We start from the raw sequence: 1,681 nt of genomic DNA, 5'->3' as shown, positions 1-1,681 counted from the left end.
CTCCTGTTTTGTGCGGTAAATTTGCAAAAGTGCCTTAAAGTGATCGTAAAGGCTAATTTTTGATGTGTTTTGGGTGTCCCGCGGTTATATTGTCATCTATTTCATACATTTGAGACAATATGTTCGTTCGATGCAAACGTAATAAAAGCGGATCCACTAGTGTTCAGATTATTGATAAATCTTCTGGTCGGTATATTGTTCATCAAACTGTCGGTAGTTCTTCAGATCAACAAGAGATCGATCGTCTTATAAAAAAAGGTAAAAGGATTATTGAAAGTAATGGGCAAACCAGTATTCCATTCCAGCGTTCCCAAGAACTAGACTTCATAGATACCTTTCTGAATAGCTTAGATGCAATGAATCTCGTTGGTCCAGAGTTGTTGTTAGGACATATTTTTAATGATATTGGCTTCAATGCTATTGATGAAGAACTATTTAAACATTTAGTTATCACGCGTATAGTCTATCCTGTCAGTAAGCTGAAAACGACTGATTACCTGATGAAGTATAAAGGTATAGACGTGAGCGTCTATTCGATTTATAGATATTTGGATAAACTTCATCAAGAGCAAATAGACCTGGTCAAAGAAATAAGTTCTGCACATACTCTAGGTATTCTTGGAGGAAAACTATCAATCGTATTCTACGATGTAACAACCTTGTATTTCGAGGCCAGTGATGAAGATGACTTGCGTAAAAGAGGTTTTAGCAAAGATGGGAAACACCAACACCCACAAATCGTACTTGGTTTACTAGTAAGTGAAAATGGGTACCCACTGGATTATGATATTTTTGAAGGGAACAAGTACGAGGGAGAAACCATGCTACCTATCATTGAACATTTCACTTCTAAATATTCATTTGAAAATTTGGTTGTTGTTGCTGACTCGGGTCTACTATCTAAGAGTAACATACAAAAACTTAAAGATGGCGGCTATCAGTATATTTTAGGTGCTCGTATAAAGAATATGGGAAACAGCATAACCGAGCAGATCTTGAACCTTAAACTGGGTGACAAAGAGAGTGCAGAAATTAAAATGGAGGGGGAAGATAAATTGATTGTTGGCTATAAGAAAAGCCGTGCCTCAAAGGATGGGAAGAATCGGAAACGAGGTCTTGATAAACTTGAAAAGGCTATTCAAGGTGGAAAGTTGGGGAAAAGCAATATCAACAACAGAGGATATAATAAATACCTCACAATGAGCGGAGAGGTAAGTATTTCAATCAACTATGATAAGTACAATGACGATAGTAAATGGGATGGATTGAAGGGATATATGACGAATTGTAATCTTTCAAAAGAAGACGTAATCAAACAGTACAGCTTATTGTGGAATATCGAACGAACCTTTAGGATATCCAAATCAGATTTACAAATAAGACCTATTTTTCATCGGCTCAGAAAAAGGATAGAATCGCACATATGTATCTCGTTTGCGGCGTGCAAAGTCTACAAAGAACTGGAACGGCTACTGAAAGAGAAAGAGGCTGGATACAGTGCAGAACAAGCAATCGAGATAATCAAAACGATCTACAAAGTGAAAATACAGACCCCATATTCTGAACAGATATATGAAAGACTGATTATCAAAAATGACGATCAAAAAGCAATTGTTGATCTCTTTGATCTGGACCTAAATTGAGAAAATTTATCTTGGGTGTCCCATTGCACAAAACAGGA

1 protein-coding gene is annotated in these 1,681 nt (G+C 36.7%); it reads left to right on the top strand.

All coding sequences use genetic code 11. The features are described 5' to 3' along the window. Positions 1-119 precede the first annotated feature (119 nt). On the top strand, positions 120-1,643 hold the full coding sequence (locus GOQ16_RS17135; RefSeq protein ID WP_160070412.1) for an IS1634 family transposase: 1,524 nt from the start codon (positions 120-122) through the stop codon (positions 1,641-1,643). The last annotated feature ends 38 nt before the right edge of the window (positions 1,644-1,681 follow it).

The organism is Sphingobacterium bovisgrunnientis (genome assembly GCF_009829085.1).
Classification (GTDB): Bacteria; Bacteroidota; Bacteroidia; order Sphingobacteriales; family Sphingobacteriaceae; genus Sphingobacterium; species Sphingobacterium bovisgrunnientis.
Note: the sequence above shows the minus strand (reverse complement) of the source record. Positions and strands in the feature narration are given on the sequence as shown.

Bases quoted from the DNA above. Each gene is read 5' to 3' on its own strand.
- GOQ16_RS17135 (WP_160070412.1), top strand. From the start codon at position 120: ATGTTCGTTCGATGCAAACGTAATAAAAGCGGATCCACTAGTGTTCAG.